Source organism: Rhizobium aethiopicum, from assembly GCF_900094625.1.
Taxonomy (GTDB): Bacteria; Pseudomonadota; Alphaproteobacteria; order Rhizobiales; family Rhizobiaceae; genus Rhizobium; species Rhizobium aethiopicum.
Genome location: NZ_FMAJ01000010.1, coordinates 97590 through 113194 on the forward strand (window position 1 = coordinate 97590; position 15605 = coordinate 113194).

Sequence of the window (15605 nt, forward strand, 5' to 3'; positions counted from 1 at the left end):
CCGCAAGTCTTCAGGATCAGACCCTGAAGTCCGCGGCTTGCGGAACGGTTACGTGTTCGAATTCGGGATGAAACACTATGTCGGTCATGGATGCGATCGTCGTCAATAAGCCTCAGGCCGCTCGCCCCTCTTCCGGCGTCGAGAAGCCGTCGCTGATCGGGCTCTCCCGCGAGGAGATGGCGGCCGCACTCCGCGAAAGGGGCGTGGCCGAGAAGCAGATCAAGATGCGCGTCTCGCAGCTCTGGAATTGGATCTATGTGCGCGGCGTATCCGATTTCGATCATATGACGAATGTCGCCAAGGACATGCGTGAAATGCTCAAACAGCATTTCACCATCGAGCGTCCCGAGATCGTCGAAGAGCAGGTCTCCAATGACGGCACGCGCAAATGGCTGCTGCGGTTTCCGCCGCGCGGTGCAGGCCGCCCGGTCGAGGTCGAGACGGTCTACATTCCGGAGGAAGGCCGCGGAACGCTCTGCATTTCCAGCCAGGTCGGCTGTTCGCTGACATGTTCCTTCTGTCACACCGGCACGCAGCGCCTGGTGCGCAACCTGACGGCCGAAGAGATCCTCGCGCAGCTGCTGCTCGCCCGCGACCGGCTCGGCGATTTTCCCGATCGCGACGTGCCGGTCGGCGCCATGGTGCCGTCGGAAGGCCGCAAGGTCAGCAATATCGTGATGATGGGCATGGGCGAGCCGCTCTATAATTTCGACAGCGTCAAGCAGGCGCTGCTGATCGCCACGGATGGCGACGGATTGTCATTGTCCAAGCGTCGCGTGACGCTTTCGACCTCCGGCGTCGTACCTGAGATCTTCCGCACCGGTGAGGAGATCGGCGTCATGCTGGCGATCTCGCTGCATGCGGTGCGCGACGACCTGCGCGATATCCTGGTGCCGATCAACAAGAAGTATCCTCTGAAGGAGCTGATCGACGCCTGCCGGGCCTATCCCGGTCTTTCCAACGCCCGGCGCATCACCTTCGAATATGTGATGCTGAAGGATGTCAACGACAGCCTGGAGGATGCCAAGGGGCTGATCAAGCTCCTGAAGGGCGTGCCGGCGAAGATCAACCTCATTCCGTTCAATCCCTGGCCCGGCACCAACTATCAGTGTTCCGACTGGGAACAGATCGAGAAGTTCGCCGATTTCATCAATTCGGCCGGTTACGCTTCGCCGATCCGCACACCGCGCGGCCGCGACATTCTTGCCGCCTGCGGCCAGCTGAAATCTGAATCCGAGCGTATGCGCAAGACCGAGCGGCTGGCCTTCGAGGCGATGATGATCGCCAATCATGGCGCCGACGACTGATCAGCAAGTTTGATCCTCGCTACAATTCTCCTGCATTGATTTAACCATGCGCTTTTCCTAATAGTGCCGCCAAAATCATTCAGGAGGATACCCATGCGCCCGATTCTGCTCGCTCTTGCCGCCACTTTGGCGCTTTCCCTGCCCGCCAAGGCCGATAATGTGACCGTTGCTGTGACGGCGATCGTCGAGCATCCGGCGCTCGATGCAGCCCGCAAGGGCGTTCTCGACGTGCTAACAGCGGCCGGCTACAAAGAAGGCGAAAACCTGAAATTCATGTTCGAATCGGCGCAGGGTAATCCGGCGACGGCGGCCCAGATCGCCCGGCAGTTCGCCGGCGACGAGCCCAATGTCATCGTGCCGATCTCAACACCATCGGCCCAGGCGGTCGTTTCGGCGACGCGCGACATCCCGGTCGTCTTCACGGCCGTGTCCGATCCGCTCGGCGCTCAGCTCGTCAAGAACATGGACAAGCCCGGTGGCAACGTCACCGGCCTTTCCGACATGTCGCCCGTCGCCGAGCATCTGGCGCTAATCAAGGAAATCGTTCCGAAGGCCAAAACGATCGGCTACCTCTACAATTCTGGTGAGGCGAATTCCGTTTCGCTGCTCGCCGTGTTGAAGGCAGAGGCCGAGAAGGCCGGCCTGACGGTTGTCGAATCGGCCGCCACCAAGTCTGCCGAGGTTCAGGGTGCAGCGCGTGCCCTCGTCGGCCGCGCCGATGCGATTTACGTTCCGACCGACAACACGATCATCTCCGCGCTCGAAGGCGCCGTTGCGGTCGCCGAAGAGAGCAAGCTGCCGCTCTTCACCGCCGATACGGATTCGGTTTCGCGCGGTTCGATCGCTGCCCTCGGCTTCAACTATTACGATGTCGGGAAGCAGACGGGCGAGATCGTCGTGCGCGTGCTGAAGGGCGAAAACCCGGGTGATATCTCAGTCAAGACCGCCGCCGGCAGCGATCTGGTGGTCAACAAGGCGGCGGCCCAGAAGATGGGCGTCACCCTGCCCGAGAGCGTGCTTTCGCGCGCCAGCAAGGTCATCGATTAATCGTCCTCAGTTCCATCGATTGTTCACATTCAGCCGCTCCCGTTTGCACGGGGGCGGCTGAAGTATTACAAGGCTGCGGTTTCGCGACGGGCGGAACGGAAACAAAAAGGGGCTGAATGCCTTGAGCCAAATCGCATTCTGGGGGGCCGTCGAGCTCGGCCTGGTCTATTCCTTCGTCGCTCTCGGCGTCTATCTCGCCTTCCGCGTCCTCGATTTTCCCGACCTCACGGTGGACGGTTCCTTCCCGCTCGGCGCGGCGGTGACGGCCGTGCTGATTATCGCCGGCGTCAATGCCTGGCTTGCGGCGTTGATTGCGATGGCGGCAGGTGCTGCGGCCGGCATGGTGACGGCGTTGCTCAACGTGCGCTTCAAGATCCTCAATCTGCTCGCCTCGATCCTGACGATGATCGCGCTGTTTTCCGTCAATCTCAGGGTGATGGGTAAACCCAACCTCGCCCTCATCAATGCCGATACGATGATCAGCCCGTTCTTCGGACATGGCCTGCGCGATTTCTACGTGCGGCCGCTTTTCGTCGGCGTTCTCGTCATCGTCGCGCTGATCCTGGTCTGGCGCTTTCTGGAAAGTGATGCCGGGCTTGCGATGCGGGCGACCGGCGCCAATGCGCGCATGGCCCGCGCCCAGGGCGTCGACACCAGCCGGCAGATCTATCTCGGCATGGCGATCTCGAACGCGCTGGTGGCGTTTGGCGGCGCCTTATTTGCCCAGACCAACGGCTTTGCCGACGTCACTTCGGGCGTCGGCACGATCGTCGTCGGGCTTGCGGCGGTGATCATCGGCGAAACGCTGCTGGGACGACGCGGTCTGTTGATCGCGCTCATCGGCTGTGTGTTTGGGTCGATCCTCTATCGCATCGCAATCCAACTGGCGCTGTCGAGCGACGTCATCGGCCTGCAGGCCTCCGACCTCAATTTCGTAACGGCGGTTCTGGTGACCTTCGCGCTCATTCTTCCCCGTCTTCGCCGAGGTGCCGCATCGTGATCAGTGTTAGGGATATCAAGGTCGTCTTCGGACGCGGCACGCCGCTGCAGAAGCAGGCGCTGAACGGCGTTAGCCTGACCATCGAACAAGGTTCCTTCGTCACCGTCATCGGCTCCAACGGCGCCGGCAAATCGACCCTGCTCGGCGTGCTCGCCGGTGACGTCCTGCCGAGCGAAGGGCAGGTGCTGATCGGCAAGGACGACGTGACGCGGAAATCGACGGCGGCCCGGGCCGGTCTGGTGGCGCGCGTCTTCCAGGATCCGTTGACGGGAAGCTGCGGCGCGCTTTCGATAGAAGAGAATCTTGCTCTGGCTGCCCAGCGCGGCGAGAAGCGCGGGCTCGCGCCAGCGCTTGGCGGCAAGCGCCGGGACTATTTCAGGGAGCGGATCGCCGAGCTGAACCTCGGGCTGGAAAACCGGCTGAAGGACCGCATGGATCTGCTCTCGGGTGGGCAGCGTCAGGCCGTTTCGCTCGTCATGGCGACGCTTGCCGGCTCGGAGGTTCTGCTGCTCGACGAACATACCGCGGCGCTCGATCCGGGGATGGCCGAGTTCGTTATGAACCTGACGCAAAAGATCGTGGCCGAACGTAAGCTGACGACGATGATGGTGACCCACTCCATGCGCCAGGCGCTGGATTACGGCCATCGCACGATCATGCTGCATGGCGGCGAGATCGTTCTAGATGTCGCGGGTGACAACAGAAAGAACCTGCAGGTCGAGGATCTGATCGCCATGTTCCGCAAGATGCGCGGGCAGACGCTCGACGACGATGCTTTGTTGATAGGCTGAGCCGACAGCGTGCTGATCGGATAAACCGACAGCGGGCTGATCGGCTGAGTTCAGCGCGCCTGGGTCATCAGGATCTTGGCGGCGAAGATCGAGAAGACGCCGGCGAAGGTGTAATCCATGCCGCGCAGAACCTTCTTGTTGTTCTGCAACCAGGACGCCAGCCAATCGGCGGCAAAGACGACCGCGGCATTGACGGGCATGCCGATCAGGATGAAGCAAAAGCCAAGAAACAGCAGTTTCTGCGTAACGGCGGGATCGTCGGCGCTGACGAATTGCGGCAGGAAGGTCATGAAGAAGATGATGACCTTAGGGTTCAGGAGATTGACCCAGAAACCGGATGAGATGTTGGCAAGCGCGGTGCCCTTCTGCGTCTCGACCTTGGCGACTGTAAGCTTTGAGCCGAAGCGGATCGCCTGCACCGCCAGCCAGAGCAGATAGGCGGCGCCACCTGTTTTCAGGATGAGGAAGGCGGTGGGCGAAGCGGTGATCAGCGCCGAAATGCCGAAGGCGACCAGCATGGTGTGGACGACGATGCCGAGGCTGGTGCCGACGACGACGAAGAGAGCCGCCTTTTTGCCCTGCGCCAGCGCACGGCTGATCGACAGCGTCATGTCCGGGCCTGGAGTCGCCGCAAGCAGCAGCGTCGCGGCGGCAAAGGCCAGAAGTGTTGGCAGGTCGGGCAGGAAATCCATGGCACGCTCTGAAAGCCGGAAGATCCGACGATCTCTTACCCGGCTTTCAGAAAATTACCAATCAAACCTGCTGATGGCGCCGATCACTTCTGCTCCAGGAAGGCCTTGAACTTGTCGGCATAGTCCTTGTGCCAACGCGACAGCGGTGGGCGGTTTTCGATGATGTCACCTGCGGCCCAGGCCATACGGCGTTCGTCGACGGGGCGGGCAACGTCGTTGTCGGGGCAGAGGATATAGAAATCGCCGCGTCCAAGGCTTTCGATCATGAAATCGACCGTCTGCTCCGGCGTCCAGGCACCGGCGGGCTTTTCCGCGCGGTCGCCCTTGGTGAGGCCGGTGAAGACGAAGCCGGGGATCAGCAGATGCGCGGAGATCTTCGACCCCGCGGTGTTGCGAAGCTCGTGCTCGAGCGCTTCGGTAAAGACCTTCACGCCAGCCTTGGAGATGTTGTAGGCGGGGTTGCCCGGTGGCGTGGTGATGCCCTGCTTGGAGCCGGTGTTGATGATTAGGCCGGGCTCACCGTGAGACAACATCTTCGGGCCGAAGACGCGCGTGCCGTTGACGACTCCCATCAGGTTGACGGCGAAGATATGGTCCCAACTCGCCTGCGAACTGAAGATCGAGGTTTCCGGGCCGATGCCGGCATTGTTCATCAGCACGTGGACGCGGCCGAAACGCTGGAGTACGGCGCGTTCGAGCGCCTCGAGCGAGTCCCGGCTGGCGACATCGGTTTCGACGGCCATCACCTCCTCTTCGCCGGCAATGGCCTTCAGCTCGTCTGCGGCGTTGGCCATCCGGTCGCCGCCGAGATCGGCGATGACGACGCTCATGCCACGACCGGCAAAATACTTCGCCGCCGCAAGTCCGATGCCGGAAGCGCCGCCGGTGATGACGGCAACGTTGGACTTCTTGAAAATGTCTTGAATATTCGTCACGGGGACAGCCCCTCCTCGAGCGTTGTTCGCACGCAGCCGAATATGGGCGCCGCTTTCACACTGTCAAACGCTATCGCCACCTCAGCCATCGCACTTGCCCTTGCGTCACGAGCCAATCTCGCTAAAAGTGCCGCGACACCGGCTTTTCGCCGGCCTTTATGTAACGGACCTTATCACCATGGCATCATACAAAGACGTGAAGAAAGTCGTGCTCGCCTATTCCGGCGGCCTCGACACCTCGATCATCCTGAAGTGGCTGCAGACGGAACTCGGCGCCGAAGTCGTTACCTTCACCGCCGATCTCGGCCAGGGTGAAGAGCTGGAGCCGGCGCGTAAGAAGGCCGAAATGCTCGGCATCAAGGAGATCTACATCGAGGATGTGCGCGAGGAATTCGTGCGCGATTTCGTCTTCCCGATGTTCCGCGCCAATGCCGTCTACGAGGGCGTCTACCTGCTCGGCACCTCGATCGCCCGGCCGCTGATTTCCAAGCATCTGATCGATATCGCCCGCAAGACGGGCGCCGATGCGATCGCCCACGGTGCAACAGGCAAGGGCAACGACCAGGTCCGTTTCGAACTCTCCGCCTATGCCCTGAACCCTGATATCAAGATCATCGCGCCGTGGCGTGACTGGTCCTTCAAGAGCCGTACCGACCTGCTCGAATTTGCAGAGAAGCATCAAATCCCGGTTGCCAAGGACAAGAAGGGCGAGGCTCCCTTCTCCGTTGACGCCAACCTGCTGCATTCCTCCTCCGAAGGCAAGGTTCTGGAAGACCCCGCGCAGGAAGCTCCGGAATATGTGCATATGCGCACGATCTCCCCGGAAACCGCTCCCGACAAGGCGACGACAATCAAGGTCGGCTTCCGCAAGGGCGATGCCGTGTCGATCAACGGTGTCGAGATGTCGCCGGCGACGCTGCTCGCAACCCTCAACAATTATGGCCGCGACAACGGCATCGGCCGCCTCGACCTCGTCGAGAACCGCTTCGTCGGCATGAAATCGCGCGGCGTCTATGAAACACCCGGCGGCACGATCCTCTTGTCGGCGCACCGCGCCATCGAATCGATCACCCTCGACCGGGGTGCGGCCCATCTCAAGGACGAGATCATGCCGCGCTACGCCGAGTTGATCTATTACGGATTCTGGTTCTCGCCGGAGCGCGAAATGCTGCAGGCGCTGATCGACAAGAGCCAGGAGCATGTCGAAGGTGAAGTGACGCTGAAGCTCTACAAGGGCAATGTCATGGTCATCGGCCGCGAAAGCGAAAAGTCGCTCTATTCCGACAAGCTCGTCACTTTCGAGGACGATCAGGGCGCCTACGATCAGAAGGATGCGGCCGGCTTCATAAAGCTCAATGCGCTGCGCCTGCGCACGCTCGGCAAGCGCAACCTGGCGAAATAATCACGCTTCGCTTTCGTACTGGATATGAGCCCGCCGGCTTTGCCGCGCGGGCTTTTTTTAAGGAAGCGGTACTAAGCGTCCAATGCCCGGATGCAGACATCCCCCTGTCCATGACCTTTCTGAACTCCGTCGGTCAAACGAGCATCGCCGAGGCGTTCGTCGGATACGGTGGAACTAGAGCACCGGCCATCGTCAGGAATTGAACAAAACTTGTGTCGACGCCTTTATCTGCCTTGAAGGGCTACAAAGGCCAGGACCATGGATGTCAGGCAGATAATCGACGCGTTCGAACGCTGGTTGAGAACGTTCGTGTTGAGCGAATGGACGTTCTACCAAGTCGGAGTTATCGCCGTCGGTTACGTTGCAGCGTCCTTCTTAGCCTCCCGCACCGAACCTGCACTGGAAGCAAGGGCCAGGCGCATCAAAGGTAATCCCGACCTGTTGCGCGTCATAATCGCCTTTATGCGGCGCTTGAAGTGGCTCTTTCTCGCGGTATGGCTCTGGCTTGCAAACGTCGTTCTGACGCCAAACACCTGGCCGTCGCAAAGGTGGCTCGTCTCGACTGCCCTGACGCTGACGGCGGCGTGGTTCATCATCTCCGTGCTGACCAAGATTATCCGCAATCCCACCTTGTCGCGAACGGTCGCAATCGTCAGTTGGGGCTACGTCGCGTTATACGCGCTCCGGCTTGACGGTCCGGTGCTCTCCGCCCTCGATGGCCTGGCTGTCAATCTGGGGGCTGTGCGCCTTTCACTCCTCCTTGTGCTGAAAGCGGTCGTCTTGGCCGTCGCGCTCATCTGGGTGGCGGTTCTCATCGGCAATGTCCTGTCCCATTGGGTGCAGCGATCGGGCGATCTTTCGCCATCGATCAAGGTCCTGATCAGCAAGTTCATTAAAATCGGCTTGATCATGATCGCCGGCGCAATTGCCTTATCAGCGACAGGCATCGACCTGACCGCATTGACGGTTTTTTCCGGCGCAGTTGGCGTCGGAATAGGCTTCGGCCTTCAGAAAGTCGTATCGAACTTCATCTCCGGCATCATCATCCTTCTCGATAAATCCATCAAGCCAGGCGACACGATCACGCTCGGAGATACCTTCGGTTCGATTCGGGATTTGAGGTCGCGGTTCGTTTCGGTCATCACGCGTGACGGCAAAGAATACCTGATCCCCAACGAGGACTTCATCTCCCAACAGGTCGTCAACTGGTCGTTCTCCAGCGACTACGTCAGGATCGATGTCGACTTCGGTACGGCCTATGACAGCGATCCACATGAGGTCGTTAGAATTGCGATCACGACTGCCTCCACGGTGGATCGCGTTGCAAACAACTACAAGGCGCCGGTATGCTGGCTTACCTGCTTTGGCGCTTCGTCGCTTGATTTCCGGCTCCGCTTCTGGATCTCCGATCCCGCGAATGGCTTGACAAATGTCAGGGGCCAAGTGCTGATGGCGCTTTGGGACGCGTTCAAGGAAGCCGGCGTGTCGATCCCGTTCCCGCACCGCGAAATTATCATGAGGACGCCTGTCGAGATCAAGCAGTCGCGCGAAGACTAAGCGCTGACATTAAGCCTGCCGACAATGCCGCGCGGGCTTCTATTGCTGCTCAAATTACGCTGCTTGGCTACCCTTGACGGCCAACCGTGATCGCCTAATCTGCTCGATCATCCGAGGGAGCATTTCCATGACGCAGTCCTTGCTCTTCGGCGCCTTTCTGGCGGCGCTGTTCTACGTGCTCATTCCGGGACCCGCCTTCCTGCAGCTGCTCGGCATCGGCGCTGGGCAGGGCCGCAAGGCCGGCGCCTTGTTCATGATGGGGCATCTGGTCGGGGATCTCATCTGGTCATCGCTGGCGCTGATTGCGATCGTCGGTGCAAAGACGATCGGGACCTTCGTGTTCGATCTGCTCGGGCTCGCCTGCGGCTTCTACCTTGCCTGGATCGGCTGGAGCGCCGTCAACGCCAAGCCGAAAGCAGATGGGCAGGCGCTTGTCGTGGTCGAGCGGCCATTCCGGCGTGGCCTGATTTTCGGCGTCACCAACCCCAAGGGTTATCCGGTGGCGCTTGCCACGTTCACGGCGCTGGTTGCGGGCTCGGCCGGCGCGCTCGATTTCGAGGCGCTGCCCGTGCTTCTCGTTGTGTCCTTCCTGGGGTTCGTGACCGCCGACATCATCCTGATCGGCATCATTGGCGCGGGTGCGGTGCGCCGTTTCTATCGCGCACATGAGCGGCTGATCGTGCGCTCGTCCGGCGTGCTGTTCATGGGCTTTGCCGCCCAGGCGCTATGGCATGCAGCGCCCGGCCTCATCGGCTGGCGCAGGGCCTGACTGCGATCATGCATTCAGGAAACTGACAATCGATTTCAGCGTCTGGACTTCATGGGGGTCGCCGATCGACATGGCGACCTGCAGCTGGTTTTTATAATAATCGAGGAAATTGAAACTCGTGCCGTCGGTGACGCTGGAGAGATCGATGATATTGCCGAGCGGATCGATTGCATGCATCGGCAAGGGTTCGGAGATCGCGGCATAGGTGTTCTGATCGATCAGGCCGCTATCGAAGCTTTGGCGTGCGTAGTTGCGCAGCTCTCCAGGGCTGACCGCAGTGAAATCAGGCCCTTCGTCAAGATTGTCTTCGATCTGGAACGAGACCGGAGCCGGAGCCTTGGTCTCGATTGGATATCGGCAGTCTTAGAATTTCTTGCGTTATTAGGGTTGTTTTTAAAAAGCAAACTCTGAGAAGACCGCAGGGAAAAAATTTCCATGGCGCATGTCCCCTGGCAGGAAGATCACCGGAAACTAGCGCTTGCGCGTGATTCGCGTCAATCGTTAACAAATGGTTAATTTTCGGCTGTCAAATCTTGTCCACCGCTTCGCCAGACGAGTCAAAAGGCCCGCCGCGACGGCATACCAATTCTGCGGCGGCTCTCCTATATTGACCATCCCCGCATACCAAAAGGAATTCTCCGATGCCTTCTCCCCATGATTTCAATCCGGCGCTGGTCAACTGGGATGGTCTACACGGCCTGCCGCGTTTCGATGCCATCGATGACGGCGATTTTTCTGCCGCCTTCGACGCGGCGCTCGCCGCGCATGAACAGGAGATCGACGAGATTGCCGGAAACGCCGACGCGCCGACCTTCGACAATACGGTGGTAGCGCTGGAGATTGCCGGCGATGCTCTCTCGCGTGTTTCGGCATTGTTCTGGAACAAGGCAGGCGCGCATACCAACGAGCTCATCCAGGCGCTCGAGCGGGAGATATCGCCGAAGATGTCACGGCACTATTCGAAGATCGGAATGAATGCCGCGCTTTTTGCCCGCATTGACACGCTTTGGGAGAACCGCGAGAGCCTCGGCCTGACGCTGGAGCAGACGCGGGTGCTGGAACGCCATTGGAAGGGTTTCGTCAAATCCGGCGCCAAGCTCGAAACACCCGAGCAGGAGAAGCTCGCGGCGATCAACGAAAAGCTCGCGGGCCTCGGAACGCAGTTCGGTCAGAACGTCCTGGCCGATGAGACAGCCTGGGCGCTCGTGCTTTCCGAGGGAGCGGAGCTCGACGGGCTGCCGGAATTCCTCCGCGATGCGATGGCGGCAGCGGCGCGCGACCGCGGCGACGAGGGCAAATATGCGGTGACGCTGTCCCGCTCGATCATCGAGCCATTTCTGACCTTCTCGGAACGCCGGGACCTGCGCGAGCAGGCGTTCAAGGCTTGGGTGGCGCGCGGGGCAAACGGCGGGGAGACTGACAATCGTGCCGTCATCAAGGAAACGCTTGCGCTGCGCCATGAGGTGGCGAGGCTGCTCGGCTACGGCAATTTCGCCGAACTGAAGCTCGATAATACGATGGCGAAGACAGCCGATGCGGTGAACGACCTGCTGAAGGCGGTCTGGGCGCGGGCGGTCAAACGCGCGGGCGAGGAAGAGGTGGACATTGCGACGCTGATTGCCGAAGAGGGCCGGAACCACGAGGTGATGCCATGGGACTGGCGGCACTATGCCGAAAAGATCCGGGCGCGGAAGTTCGATTTCTCCGAGGCCGAACTCAAGCCCTATCTGCAGCTCGAAAAGATCATCGACGCCTGCTTCGACGTGGCGGGCCGGTTGTTCGGTATCCGCGCCGTCGAGAAGAAGGGCGTGCCGACCTATCATCCCGACGTCAGAGTGTTCGAAATCAGGGACCGGGAGGACAGGCTGGTCGCCCTCTTCCTCGGCGACTATTTCGCCCGCAGCTCGAAACGCTCCGGCGCCTGGATGAGCTCGCTGCAATCGCAGCACAGACTGGAGCTGAAGAACGGCCGCCGAGGCGAATTGCCGATCATCTACAATGTCTGCAATTTCGCCAAGCCGGCCGAAGGCAAGCCGGCGCTGCTGTCGCTCGACGATGCCCGCACGCTGTTCCACGAATTTGGCCATGCGCTGCACGGCATGCTTTCTAATGTCACTTACCCTTCCGTTTCCGGCACCGGCGTCTCGCGCGATTTCGTCGAACTGCCTTCGCAGCTCTACGAGCACTGGCTGACGGTTCCCGCCATCCTCAGGCAATACGCCGTGCATTTCGAGACAGGCGAGCCGATGCCGCAAGTCCTGCTCGACAGGGTACTGGCGGCGCGTACCTTCAATGCCGGCTTCAATACCGTCGAGTTCACCTCCTCGGCGCTTGTCGATATGGCGTTTCACACCCGGGAGACTGTCGAGGACCCGATGGCGGTGCAGGCTGAGGTGCTGGCCGAGATCGGCATGCCGAAGTCGATCGTCATGCGCCATGCCACACCGCACTTCCAGCACATCTTCTCCGGCGGTTATTCGGCCGGCTATTATTCCTACATGTGGTCGGAAGTTCTCGACGCCGATGCCTTTGCCGCCTTTGAGGAGACGGGCGACGCTTTCAACGGCGAGATGGCGCGCAAGCTCAAGGAAAACATCTATTCCACCGGAGGCTCGGTCGATCCGGAGGATGCCTACAAGGGCTTCCGCGGCAAGCTGCCGAACCCGAATGCGATGCTGGTCAAAAAGGGCCTCGCCACGTTCGAGGAATTGACAGGCAGCGACGCTTAAGACAGTTTGATGACAGAGAAGCGGGCGGCATGGCGGCAGCCATGCCGCAGCTTTCGCGCGCGACCCCCTTTCGCAATCGCGAAAAAACCGGTAAGAGCGCGCCAAATGTAAATGGCGCGTCCACTTGGCGTAGCGCCCCAGCCTCAGAGATTATGACAAATGGCACTTCGCAACATCGCGATCATCGCGCACGTTGACCATGGCAAGACCACTCTCGTTGACGAGCTCCTGAAACAGTCCGGTTCGTTCCGCGAGAACCAGCGCGTCATGGAACGCGTGATGGACTCCAACGACATCGAAAAAGAGCGCGGCATCACCATTCTCGCCAAGGCAACGTCGATCGAATGGAAAGACACGCGCATCAACATCGTCGATACGCCCGGCCACGCCGACTTCGGCGGCGAAGTCGAGCGCATTCTCTCGATGGTGGACGGCGCGATCGTTCTCGTCGACGCTGCCGAAGGCCCGATGCCGCAGACCAAGTTCGTCGTCGGCAAGGCGCTGAAGGTCGGCCTGCGCCCGATCGTTGCCATCAACAAGATCGACCGTCCCGACGCCCGTGCCGACGAAGTCGTCAACGAAGTCTTCGACCTCTTCGCCGCCCTCGATGCGACCGACGAGCAGCTCGACTTCCCGATCCTCTACGGTTCCGGCCGCGCCGGCTGGATGAACTACGATCCGGCAGGCCCGACCGACGAAGGCCTTGCGCCGCTGCTCGACCTCGTCGTCAAGCACGTGCCCGAGCCGAAGGTCGAGGAAGGTCCGTTCCGCATGATCGGCACGATCCTCGAAGCCAACAACTTCCTCGGCCGCATCATCACCGGCCGTATCGCCTCCGGCTCGATCAAGCCGAACCAGGCCGTCAAGGTTCTCGGCCAGGACGGCAAGCTGATCGAACAGGGCCGTATTTCCAAGATCCTCGCCTTCCGCGGCATCGAGCGCCAGCCGATCGAGGAAGCGCATGCGGGCGACATCGTTGCGATCGCCGGCCTTTCCAAGGGCACGGTCGCCGACACCTTCTGCGATCCGTCCGTCACGGAAGCCATGAAGGCGCAGCCGATCGATCCGCCGACCGTCACCATGTCCTTCATCGTCAACGATTCGCCGCTTGCCGGCACCGAAGGCGACAAGGTGACCTCACGCGTCATCCGCGACCGCCTGCTCAAGGAAGCCGAAGGCAACGTTGCCCTCAAGATCGAGGAAAGCGCCGACAAGGACTCGTTCTTCGTTTCCGGCCGCGGCGAACTTCAGCTCGCCGTTCTGATCGAAAACATGCGCCGCGAAGGCTTCGAGCTTGCCGTTTCGCGTCCGCGTGTCGTCATGCACAAGGATGACAGCGGCCAGCTTCTGGAGCCGATCGAAGAAGTCCTGATCGACGTCGATGAAGAGCATTCCGGCGTCGTCGTGCAGAAGATGTCGGAGCGCAAGGCCGAAATGGTCGAGCTTCGTCCGTCGGGCGGCAACCGCGTCCGTCTGGTCTTCTACGCGCCGACCCGCGGCCTGATCGGCTACCAGTCGGAACTGCTGACGGATACGCGCGGCACCGCAATCATGAACCGCCTGTTCCACAGCTACCAGCCTTACAAGGGCGAGATCGGCGGCCGGGTCAACGGCGTACTGCTGGCCAATGAACCCGGCGAAGCCGTTGCCTATGCGCTGTTCAACCTGGAAGACCGCGGTCCGATGATCATCGACGCCGGTGAAAAGGTCTATATGGGCATGATCATCGGCATCCATACGCGCGACAACGACCTCGAGGTCAATGTACTGAAGGGCAAGAAGCTGACCAACATCCGCGCCGCCGGCAAGGACGAAGCCGTCAAGCTTACCCCGCCGATCCGCATGACGCTCGAGCGTGCACTTTCCTGGATCCAGGAAGACGAGCTGGTCGAGGTAACGCCCAAGTCCATTCGCCTGCGCAAGATGTATCTCGACGCCAACGACCGCAAGCGGATCGAAAAGACGAAGGCGGCTCTCTAAGGTTTCCTCGAGACCCTGTTTTAGAACCCCGGCCTTTGCGCCGGGGTTTTTTATTGTGCGCTGCGTCGATTCCAGCTTGTGACAATCGTTAAAAAAGCGTTAAAATTTGACCATCGTCCACATGTTAAGTCTGTGGGCAATCGAGCCGAATGCATCGTCGCATATGGTTAATTGCCCCCGGCAGGACCAGAGTAAACGTTATGAAGACGTTGTCGATCGATGTCCGGCGGGCCGAACCGCACGATGCCCGAGCCATTTCGGAAACGCACAGGCTCGCCTGGCAACACACCTATGCGGGCATCATTCCGCATCGCGCCCTGACGCAGATGATCGAGCGGCGAGGCGAAAATTGGTGGCGCAAGGCCACCCGCGGGCCGGCGACGTTGCTGGTTCTCGATGTGGCAGGAACAGTCGCCGGCTATGCGACGCTCGGTCTTAACCGCGCCCGCGCACTGCCGCAGGAAGGCGAAATCTACGAGCTTTATCTTCGCCCCGAATATCAGGGCATCGGTCTCGGCAGGATGTTGTTCGGCGAGGCGCGTCGGCTGCTGAAGTCGCTCGGCTGCAACGGGCTGGTCGTCTGGTGCCTTGAGGAAAACGAGACCGCCAGCCGCTTCTACCGCCATCACGGCGGCGTCGATTTCTGCGAAGGCATGGAAAATTTCGACCACAAGCAGTTGAAGAAGATCGGCTTCATCTGGAACTGAAACCGCTCGGCTCGCGGTTCGCTCATCTCTGACTAGAATTTGGAAGTGGTTGCGCGCTGGTGTCATCACGCATTGGTGATCTCCAATGTTGCGTTGCCGCATGAAACCGATTATCTGGCTGCGAGCAATTCAACCTCGCAGGAGTTTCGTATGCGCATCGACGCCGTTTCAATCGGTAAGAATCCACCTGAAGACGTCAACGTTATCGTCGAGGTTCCGGTCGGCGGTCATCCGATCAAGTATGAAATGGACAAGGACGCCGGCACGCTGGTCGTCGATCGTTTCCTCTATACGCCGATGACTTACCCGGGCAATTACGGCTTTGTACCGCACACCCTGTCTGAAGACGGCGACCCGATCGACGTGCTGATCGCCAGCACCCGGCCGCTGGTTCCGGGCTGCGTCATCAACGTGCGACCGATCGGCGTCCTGAAGATGGAAGACAATTCTGGCAAGGACGAGAAGATCATTGCCGTGCCGTCGCCGAAGCTGACGCTGCGCTACGAGAAGGTGAAGGATTACACCGATCTTCCCGAGATCACGCTGAAGCAGATCGAGCACTTCTTCGAGCACTACAAGGATCTGGAGCCCGGCAAGTGGGTGAAGATCTACGGCTGGGGCGACTCGAAGGAAGCCGGCGCCCTCATCCTCGAAGCCATCGAGCGTGCGAAGACGACGAAGGGCTGATC

Annotated in this window: 13 protein-coding genes and 1 pseudogene; 11 read left to right on the forward strand and 3 right to left on the reverse strand. The window is 60.3% G+C overall.

Annotated features, from left to right (window positions below; genetic code table 11):
* Nucleotides 1–77 precede the first annotated feature (77 nt).
* From rlmN to GA0061105_RS21095, 4 genes are all read left to right on the forward strand, one after another.
* The gene (rlmN, locus tag GA0061105_RS21080) at nt 78–1307 is read left to right on the forward strand and encodes a dual-specificity RNA methyltransferase RlmN (protein ID WP_092752623.1); all 1230 of its coding nucleotides are present in this window, start codon (nt 78–80) and stop codon (nt 1305–1307) included.
* A 93-nt stretch (nt 1308–1400) separates the two neighbouring features.
* Nucleotides 1401–2354 carry an ABC transporter substrate-binding protein gene (locus tag GA0061105_RS21085; protein WP_064696567.1) on the forward strand — a complete coding sequence of 318 codons (954 nt, stop codon included), beginning with the start codon at nt 1401–1403 and terminating at the stop codon, nt 2352–2354.
* Nucleotides 2355–2475: 121 nt separating this feature from the next.
* The gene (locus GA0061105_RS21090; RefSeq protein ID WP_092752625.1) at nt 2476–3354 is read left to right on the forward strand and encodes an ABC transporter permease; all 879 of its coding nucleotides are present in this window, start codon (nt 2476–2478) and stop codon (nt 3352–3354) included.
* A complete protein-coding gene (locus tag GA0061105_RS21095; protein ID WP_092752627.1) occupies nt 3351–4145 on the forward strand; it encodes an ABC transporter ATP-binding protein in 795 nt (264 codons plus the stop codon). Before GA0061105_RS21090 ends, GA0061105_RS21095 begins: the two co-directional genes overlap by 4 nt.
* Nucleotides 4146–4195: 50 nt before the next feature.
* On the opposite strand, the gene GA0061105_RS21100 is transcribed toward GA0061105_RS21095, so the two are convergent.
* Together GA0061105_RS21100 and GA0061105_RS21105 are read right to left on the reverse strand one after the other, a co-directional pair.
* Entirely contained in the window at nt 4196–4837 is a 642-nt protein-coding gene (locus tag GA0061105_RS21100) for a LysE family translocator (RefSeq protein WP_092752629.1), read from the reverse strand.
* 83 nt (nt 4838–4920) lie between these two features.
* On the reverse strand, nt 4921–5772 hold the full coding sequence (locus GA0061105_RS21105; RefSeq protein WP_064696563.1) for an SDR family NAD(P)-dependent oxidoreductase: 852 nt from the start codon (nt 5770–5772) through the stop codon (nt 4921–4923).
* Nucleotides 5773–5950: 178 nt separating this feature from the next.
* Between GA0061105_RS21105 and GA0061105_RS21110 the strand changes: the two genes are divergently transcribed.
* The 3 genes from GA0061105_RS21110 to GA0061105_RS21120 all read left to right on the forward strand — a co-directional run bounded on the left by GA0061105_RS21110 (nt 5951) and on the right by GA0061105_RS21120 (nt 9500).
* The gene (locus GA0061105_RS21110) at nt 5951–7174 is read left to right on the forward strand and encodes an argininosuccinate synthase (protein WP_092752769.1); all 1224 of its coding nucleotides are present in this window, start codon (nt 5951–5953) and stop codon (nt 7172–7174) included.
* 258 nt (nt 7175–7432) lie between these two features.
* Nucleotides 7433–8731 (forward strand): mechanosensitive ion channel family protein, encoded by a 1299-nt coding sequence (locus tag GA0061105_RS21115; protein ID WP_092752631.1) that lies wholly within the window; start codon nt 7433–7435, stop codon nt 8729–8731.
* Between the two features lie 127 nt (nt 8732–8858).
* Nucleotides 8859–9500: a LysE family translocator gene (locus GA0061105_RS21120; RefSeq protein ID WP_092752633.1), complete on the forward strand. Its 642-nt coding sequence runs from the start codon at nt 8859–8861 to the stop codon at nt 9498–9500.
* A gap of 6 nt (nt 9501–9506) precedes the next feature.
* Here the strand turns inward: GA0061105_RS21120 and GA0061105_RS21125 are convergent.
* Nucleotides 9507–9937: pseudogene (locus tag GA0061105_RS21125) on the reverse strand (hypothetical protein).
* A gap of 204 nt (nt 9938–10141) precedes the next feature.
* Here GA0061105_RS21125 and GA0061105_RS21130 point away from each other — a divergent pair.
* The 4 genes from GA0061105_RS21130 to ppa all read left to right on the forward strand — a co-directional run bounded on the left by GA0061105_RS21130 (nt 10142) and on the right by ppa (nt 15603).
* Nucleotides 10142–12229 (forward strand): M3 family metallopeptidase, encoded by a 2088-nt coding sequence (locus GA0061105_RS21130; RefSeq protein ID WP_092752635.1) that lies wholly within the window; start codon nt 10142–10144, stop codon nt 12227–12229.
* 159 nt (nt 12230–12388) lie between these two features.
* Nucleotides 12389–14209, forward strand: a complete 1821-nt coding sequence (gene typA, locus GA0061105_RS21135; RefSeq protein ID WP_092752637.1) for a translational GTPase TypA — start codon at nt 12389–12391, stop codon at nt 14207–14209.
* A gap of 200 nt (nt 14210–14409) precedes the next feature.
* Complete coding sequence (locus tag GA0061105_RS21140; protein WP_064696556.1) at nt 14410–14916, forward strand: GNAT family N-acetyltransferase; 507 nt, start codon at nt 14410–14412, stop codon at nt 14914–14916.
* Between the two features lie 150 nt (nt 14917–15066).
* On the forward strand, nt 15067–15603 hold the full coding sequence (ppa, locus tag GA0061105_RS21145; protein ID WP_064696646.1) for an inorganic diphosphatase: 537 nt from the start codon (nt 15067–15069) through the stop codon (nt 15601–15603).
* The last annotated feature ends 2 nt before the right edge of the window (nt 15604–15605 follow it).